Genomic DNA, 6,713 nt, shown 5'->3' with positions numbered 1-6,713 from the left:
GGGCGTCGCCGACCGGATCGAGGTGGCCCGGCTGGACGTCACCGATCCGCGGTCGGTCGAGGCCTGCGTGGCCGGTGTGGTCGCCCGGCACGGGCTCCGCGTGTTCCATATCCGCCGAGGATGACCCTTCGGAATTGACCGTTCCACCCAGTTATGGGGCATTTTTGACTTGAGATCTGGCGCCGCCCCGCACGGTATTCGCGCCTGGAATTGGAGGCGATGTGCAGGATATGGCCGGAGCAACCCAAGGGACGTCCCTGGCGCATGAAATGCGTCATGGCCGAGAAGGCGCTGGTCACCGCTGACTGCGGCCGAGGAGAATCGGAGCCTCAGAAAGGGGGTTTCTCAATGAAGCCGAGCTCTGTCATCGGCCTGCTGGGCGCCTTGGCACTCGCCGCGGGAACGCTCATGGCCGGCTCGCAGGCGCAGGCCGTCACGGGAGACATCCTCTGCACGGTACCAAGCAGTGACTCCTCGACGTACTCGCCGCCGCTCGGTCTCACACCGGCCAGCACCATCGTGACCATAACCCGGGACCTGAACACCTGCACCTCCCTGAGTGTGCCCGCCATCACTTCGGCACCCATGACGGTGCATCAGGTCTTCATCCCGTCTTACTCCTGCCTCACCCTGCTCAGCACCGCCGCCACCACCATCAGCTTCACCTGGGACAACGGCGCGACGTCCGTCGTCACCGGCACCCGGACCGTGACTCTCGCCGCCGCCGCGATCACAACCACGGTGACGGGAACGGTTACCTCCGGCCTGTTCGCCGGCGACTCAGTCGTCTACCAGCTCGTCGGCCCCTCCGCCGACGTCATCGCCTGCACGCTCGGACTGGGGACCGTCTCCCGGATCGACAGCGTAGCCACCCTCACCATCAACTGAGTCTCCACGTCCGCAGGTTGACGACCGACGGATCAGGTGTGGATGCACAGCTGCCAGAAGTCGGGCTCCCTCCTCGCCGCTGGCGGCGGCCTGGCCCGTAGCCAAACGTCCCGGCCGGCCGGGCGGCCGCGCTCGGGCCCGCGCCCGAGGAGCACGGCCAGGTCGCCGATGCTATGGACCGGCACCGGCCGTTGGCCGTCCTGGACGACCAGGTAGCTGCGGGAGCCGCAGCCGTGGCGGTCGGTGGGGCGTGAGACGGAGACAGCGAGGCGGTGAGGTAATCGCGCACATCGCGGTGCCGTCCGGCCCGGTTCTCGGCCTGGGCGCTCGAGGCAGCGTCGTTCTCGATGCATACAGGTTCACAGACCGGGCACACACGGCTGGACGATGCGTCAGCCGGCCGCGTCCGCGACGAGCATCCGGAAGTCGTAGGCGCGCGGGAGCGGGAGGCCGGGCCCGGTGTCGCCGCTCGCGCGTCGGTGGGCGAACCAGAGTTCGTGCAGAGATCCCTCGCCCTCCCGGATGTCGGCGACCTCGATGCCCTCGCGCAGCAGACGTCCGCAGCGCTCCACGTCCCCGGCCCGGAGGGCGGCGCGGGCCTCCGTCCAGCGGACCCGGCCCGTCGCGCGCTGAGCCGCGTCCAGCGCTTCGATGTGCTCCAGCACCTCCTGCGGGTACCCGGCGCGGAGCAGGACGCCGGCGCTCTCCAGCACGAGCGGTAGCAGGGCGGGCGCCAGTTCGAGTGCTTCCCCGTAGGCGTGGACGGCCTCGTCGAGGTCGCCGGTGTGCGCGGCCAGGGTGGCCAGGCTGCGCCAGGCCCAGGCGGTGGGGTGCAGTTCGACGGAGTGCTGCCAGGCCTTGCGGGCGCGGTCCAGGTCACCGGCGTGGGCGTGCAGGGTGCCGAGGTGCAGCTGGGCGAGCCAGCCCTCGGCGGTGCCGAGCGGCTTCTCCCAGGCCGGATCCGTCTGGTGGGAGGTGGGGGCCTGGTCGGGATCGGCGGCGGTGATCCGCCCGTGGTCGAGGAGTTCGAGCCAGGGGGTCTGCTCGGGGCCGAGGGTGCTGTCGGGGAAGGGCGCGCCGGGGGTGCTCAGCGACGCCTCGCCGGCCTTGGTGCGACGGTGCTGTTCGAGCGCGCCCCAGCCGGATCCGGCCTGCAGCAGTTCGTCCGGTTCTTGGTCCACCCAGCTGGTGGCGGCCTCGAGTTCAGCGTCCAGGACGCTCTGCGGGACGAGCCGGTCCAGGCTCTGGCGGGCCGCGTCGCGGGCGGCCGTCCAGTCGTCGCCGTGGACGGCGGCGGGGTCGGCCTCCAGCAGGCCGTACGCCTCGACCCAGGACCAGCGGGCGCCGGCGGGCATCGGAAGGTGTTCGAGTTGCGTGCGGGCAAGTCCGGCCTGGATCTCCAGGTAGGCGTGGCCGGGCCCGGAGAGCCACTCCTGCCAGTGCCGGCCGCCCTCGCCCTGTCCCCAGAGGAAGAGCTTGCGCCCCCGCAGGCGCTCGGTGGAGGCCTGGACCAGGCCCCGGCCATCGGCGTCCAGGGCGGTGACCCAGCGGCGTCGGCCGGCCGGGATGTCGAAGAAGTAGTCGGCGGCGTCCCGGGAGAGGGTGGTGCGGCTGAGGTCGGTGCCGTCGGGGGCGGGCAGGGCGACGTGGCGGATCCGGCGGTCGTAGGAGAACTGCCAGGCCGCGTCCGCGGGGGCCAGCACCCGGACGTCGGGGGCTTCAGGGACGGCGATGTTGGACCACCAGTACATCGGGACGGTGGTGTTGCGGGGGTTGCTGATGCGGACGTGGACGAGCAGGACCTGAGAGTCGTCCGGCAGGTGGGCGTCGATCTGGTAGATGACGCCGCGGATCCGCTCGTACTCCCACATCCGCAGCACCGGGGTGCCGTCCGGACGGGTGACGCGGGCGGCGTGCAGCGGCTCGCAGGTGGCGGGGGTGTGGCCGATGGTGGCGATGTTCCACTCGACGCCGCCGGCCAGCCAGGCCCCGCGAAGGGCGAGGTTGGCGGGCTGGAAGACCGGGTTGCGGAAGAGCAGTTCGCGTCCGGTCGGCTTGTGGACCAGCGACCACAGGCGGCCGCCGGCGCCGAGCAGGAAGGTGGCCCGCAGCGTCGCGTTCTCCAGCACCGCCACCGGGTGTTCGGCCGGCGCGCGCTCGCGGGTGTAGCCGTCCTGCATCAGGTACGGCATGACGGAGGGGACCCGGCCGTAGCCGATGTTGTGGCGCATCTCCTCGTCGGCCTGGGAGGTGTCCTCGACCTGGTGCAGGTCGGCGCCGCCGAACAGCGGGGGAAGGGGGTTGACCGGGCCGACCGGTGCGGTCGGCAGGGTCAGGGTAGTCAGCCGCAGCTCACTCATCTGTTGCCATGCCTCTTCGGGGTTGTGTGGTGGGCTACTTGACGCTGCCGGAGGTGAGCCCGGCCTTCCAGTAGCGCTGCAGCAGGAGGAACATCACCACGATCGGGATCACGGAGAGCAGCGCGCCGGTGATGATCAGGTTGTAGGGGACGGTCTGGCCGCGCTGTTCCTTCCAGGCGACCAGGCCGACGGTGACCGGCTGCAGGCGGTCGTTGGCGAGCATCAGGGAGGGCAGCAGGTAGTTGGTCCAGATGGTCACGAACTGGAACAGGAAGATGGTGACCAGTGAGGGCTGGAGGACCCGCAGGGCGATCGAGCGGAAGATCCGGAACTCGCCCGCGCCGTCGATGCGACCGGCCTCCAGCAGTTCGTCCGGCACCGCGGCGGCCGCGTAGATGCGGGAGAGGTAGACGCCGAAGGGGCTGACGATGCTGGGGATGAACACCGCCCAGAAGGTATTCACCAGGTGGGTGGCGGAGAACATCAGGTAGAGCGGCAGGGCGAACAGCGGGGCGGGGACGAGGATCGCGCCGAGCACGGTGTTGAACACCGCCTCGCGGCCGCGGAAGGCGTACTTCGCCAGCACGTAGCCAGCCATCGCGGACAGCAGGGTCGCGACCACGGCGCCGCCGACCGCGTAGAGCAGGCTGTTGAGCAGCCAGCGTCCGTAGATGCCGTCCTGGACGCCGAGCAGGTCGGAGACGTTCCGGACGATCTCGATCCGGCCGGCGAACCAGAAGCCGTTGCTGGAGAAGAGGTCGCTGCTGTCCTTGGTCGCGGAGACGACCAGCCACCACACCGGCAGCAGGGAGTAGAGGGCGGCGAGCAGCAGGACGGCGAGCACCCCGATACGGCCGGCCGGACGGGTGGCGCGCGCCGGGCCGGCGGGTGCTTGCTTCACCGGGATCGTCGAAGCCTTGTTCACAGTGCCGCTCCGCGCTTGTTGACGAACCGCATGAATCCGAACGAGAGGACGAAGATCACCAGTGCCAGGATCACCGACCGGGTGGCCGCCGCGTGGTAGTTGTTCGCCGCGACCTCGTTCTGGGCGGCCATGATCGGCGTCCAGCTGCTGGAGAGGTTCGGGGCGACGGCCTTCATGACGACCGGCTCGTTGTAGAGCTGGGCGGTGCCGATGATCGAGAACACCGTGGTCATCAGCAGCGCCGGCCGCACCAGCGGGATCTTGACGTGCCAGGCCAGGCGCCAGCCGGTGCAGCCGTCCAGTGCGGCGGCCTCGGTCAGCTCGCCCGGGATGGCCTTGAGGGCGGAGTGGATGACGATCATGTTGTAGCCGGTCCAGCCCCAGGTGAGGATGTTGCCGACCGACCACGGCAGCCAACTGTCCGAGGTGAAGTCGACGTGCAGGCCGATGCCGGCCAGCGCGTCGGCGATCGGGCTGACGTCCGGCTGGTAGAGGAAGGACCACATCAGGCCGCCGATCACACCCGGGATCGCGTACGGCAGGAAGAACGCCAGCCGGAAGAACCGTTTGCCGGGCGTGCGGCGCGCATCCAGCAGCAGCGCCAGCAGCAGGGCCAGGCCCAGCATCAGCGGCACCTGGACGGCGCCGATCAGCAGCACCCGCACGACCGAGGAGGTGAACGCGTCGTCGGCCAGCGCGTCGGTGTAGTTGGAGAATCCGGTGAAGACCGTGGTCGGGGGCGTGAGCCCGAGGCCGGAGCGGTGCAGCTTGAACAGGCTCTGGTGCAGGGCGTAGCAGATCGGCGCGATGAAGGTGATCAGGAACAGCGTGCCGAACGGGAGCAGGAAGCCCAGCGGGGTCCAGCGGCGCCAGTCGACGGCGCGGCCCTGCGGGGGGTGCGGCGGCGGGGTGGCCCCGGCGGGCCCGGTGCGCTCCTCGCGGGAGCGCACCGGGGCCGCGGGGGTGGCGGGGGTGGTGGGTGCGGGGTGCATGCTCAGCCGATTTCCATGCCCTGGGTCTTCATCTCGGCCACGGTCTGGGCCTGGGCGTCGGCCAGCGCCGCCTCCAGGGTGGTGCTGCCGGCGCCGGCCTTGCCGAGGCCGTCACCGAGTGCGCCGGAGGTCTTGGTCATCACCGGGCCCCACTGGAAGCCGGGGTCGACCTGGGCGGCGCTCGCCTTGAACACGTCGAAGATCTTCTGCCCGCCGTAGAACGGGTCCGGCTCGGCCAGGGCCGGGTTGTCGAGGGCGGTGAGCGCGGCGGGGTAGATGCCGGTGGCCTTGATCAGGTTGGTGACGCTGGCCTGGTCGGTGCCGAACCAGTGCGAGAACTCGACGGCTTCCTTGACGTGGGCGCAGCCCTTGAGGACGGCGTTGGGGGTGCCGCCGGCGTTGCCGGAGGCGGGCTTGGCGGTGTCCCAGACCGGCATCGGGGCGACGGCCCAGGTGCCGGAGGTCTGCTTGACGCTGTCGGCGAGGATCGGGGTGTCCCACACCGCGTTCACGTCGGAGAGGATGGTGCCCTCGCCCATGCCCTTGTAGAGGGCGGTGTCGAAGCTCGGCACCACCTTGACCAGCTTCTTGTCGATCAGGCCCTGCCAGAAGGCGGCGACCTTCTTCGTCGCGGGGTCGTTCACGTCGACCGTCCACTTCTCGCCGCTGGTGCCGAACCATTTGGCGCCCGCCTGCTGGGCGAGGCCGGCGAAGTTGTAGGCGTCGTTGCCGAAATAGCCGATGTAGGCGTTCGGGTCGGCGGCGTGGATGACCGCGGCGTCGGCGGCGTACTCGTCCCAGGTCTTCGGCGCGTCGGCGATCCCGTACTTGGCGAACAGGTCCTTGCGGTAGATCAGGCCCATCGGGGCGATGTCCACGGGCAGGCCGTAGGTGTGCCCGGCGACCCCGGACTGCGCGAACGCCGAGGCCGCGTACTCCTTGGCGTAGGGCGCGGCGGCGGCGGTGGCGTCCTGCAGCGCCCCCGCGGCGGCGAAGGTGGGGAGGGTCTCGAAGCCGACCATGCCCACACAGGGGGCGTTGCCGGCCTTCACCGCGCTGAGCATCTTGGTGTAGCCGCCCTTGGAGCCGGGCGAGATCTTGCTGTAGGTGACCTGGATGTCGGGGTGGGTGGAGTTGAAGAGCTCCACCGACTTCTCGTAGCCCGGGGCCCAGCCCCAGAACTCGATCTTCACCGGACCGGACGCCTTGTCTGTGGACCCAGCTGATCCGCCGGAGCCGCAGGCGGCGGTGCCGGCCAGCGAGGCGATCGCCACGGCGAGGGTGACGGTTCTGAGCGCGCGGTTCTTCATGGGAGGTCCACTTCTGCTGCCTACCGCGGGGCGCGGCCCGGGCGCGGTGGTGTGGGGACCCGCCGAATGCTGCGGGTTTTTAGTTCCGCTAGTGTGTTAATTGCAAACGGACCCTGTCAAGGGGTTCGATGGACCGTTCCTCAAACGCAACGAACGACCACACACGCCGGCCAAAGGGAACAACTAGCCTAACCAACATGACAGTTGGCTAGTCATGTGGCATTCTCGACCGCCGGTC

The 6,713-nt window shown here is 70.0% G+C and carries 5 protein-coding genes; 1 reads left to right on the top strand and 4 read right to left on the bottom strand.

Features of this window, described 5'->3' with window-relative positions; all coding sequences use genetic code 11:
- Positions 1-276 precede the first annotated feature (276 nt).
- Positions 277-888, top strand: coding sequence for a hypothetical protein (locus ABZ497_RS33450; protein ID WP_359811038.1), 612 nt, complete (start codon positions 277-279; stop codon positions 886-888).
- 392 nt (positions 889-1,280) lie between these two features.
- Here the strand turns inward: ABZ497_RS33450 and ABZ497_RS33445 are convergent, their stop codons facing one another.
- The 4 genes from ABZ497_RS33445 to ABZ497_RS33430 are packed head-to-tail and all read right to left on the bottom strand — an operon-like array spanning position 1,281 to position 6,475.
- Entirely contained in the window at positions 1,281-3,248 is a 1,968-nt protein-coding gene (locus ABZ497_RS33445) for a DUF5107 domain-containing protein (RefSeq protein ID WP_359811035.1), read from the bottom strand.
- Positions 3,249-3,282: 34 nt separating this feature from the next.
- Entirely contained in the window at positions 3,283-4,149 is an 867-nt protein-coding gene (locus tag ABZ497_RS33440) for a carbohydrate ABC transporter permease (RefSeq protein WP_359811032.1), read from the bottom strand.
- A gap of 20 nt (positions 4,150-4,169) precedes the next feature.
- On the bottom strand, positions 4,170-5,165 hold the full coding sequence (locus ABZ497_RS33435; protein ID WP_359811030.1) for a sugar ABC transporter permease: 996 nt from the start codon (positions 5,163-5,165) through the stop codon (positions 4,170-4,172).
- A 2-nt stretch (positions 5,166-5,167) separates the two neighbouring features.
- Positions 5,168-6,475, bottom strand: a complete 1,308-nt coding sequence (locus ABZ497_RS33430) for a sugar ABC transporter substrate-binding protein (protein WP_359811027.1) — start codon at positions 6,473-6,475, stop codon at positions 5,168-5,170.
- Positions 6,476-6,713 lie beyond the last annotated feature (238 nt).

Source organism: Kitasatospora sp. NPDC005751, assembly GCF_040630835.1.
GTDB lineage: Bacteria > Actinomycetota > Actinomycetes > Streptomycetales > Streptomycetaceae > Kitasatospora.
This window is presented reverse-complemented; position numbering and strand designations above follow the sequence as displayed.

Bases quoted from the DNA above. Each gene is read 5' to 3' on its own strand.
- ABZ497_RS33450 (WP_359811038.1), top strand. From the start codon at position 277: ATGGCCGAGAAGGCGCTGGTCACCGCTGACTGCGGCCGAGGAGAATCG.
- ABZ497_RS33445 (WP_359811035.1), bottom strand. From the start codon at position 3,248: ATGAGTGAGCTGCGGCTGACTACCCTGACCCTGCCGACCGCACCGGTC.
- ABZ497_RS33435 (WP_359811030.1), bottom strand. From the start codon at position 5,165: ATGCACCCCGCACCCACCACCCCCGCCACCCCCGCGGCCCCGGTGCGC.
- ABZ497_RS33430 (WP_359811027.1), bottom strand. From the start codon at position 6,475: ATGAAGAACCGCGCGCTCAGAACCGTCACCCTCGCCGTGGCGATCGCC.